Genomic DNA, 345 nt, shown 5'->3' on the forward strand with positions numbered 1-345 from the left:
GACAAACAGGACAAACAGGACAAACAGGACAAACAGGACAAACAAGATAAACCAGGTAAACCAGGTAAACCAGATAAGCACGACAAGCAGGATAAACAAGACAAACAGGACAAGCAAGACAAACAGGACAAACAGGACAAACAGGACAAACAGGACAAACAGGACAAACAGGACAAACAAGACAAACAGGACAAACAGGACAAACAGGACAAACAGGACAAACAGGACAAACAGGACAAACAAGATAAACCAGGTAAACCAGGTAAACCAGATAAACACGACAAACAGGACAAACAGGACAAACAGGACAAACAGGACAAACAGGACAAACAAGATAAACAGGAC

Annotated in this window: 1 protein-coding gene; it reads left to right on the forward strand. The window is 42.0% G+C overall.

Features of this window, described 5'->3' with window-relative positions; translation table 11 throughout:
* On the forward strand, positions 1-345 hold a 345-nt coding region (locus tag G9F74_RS30705; RefSeq protein ID WP_221429651.1), incomplete at both ends, for a hypothetical protein.

Origin of the sequence: Bacillus sp. EKM202B, assembly GCF_011066025.1 — a bacterium.
Taxonomy (GTDB): domain Bacteria; phylum Bacillota; class Bacilli; order Bacillales; family Bacillaceae_G; genus Bacillus_A; species Bacillus_A toyonensis.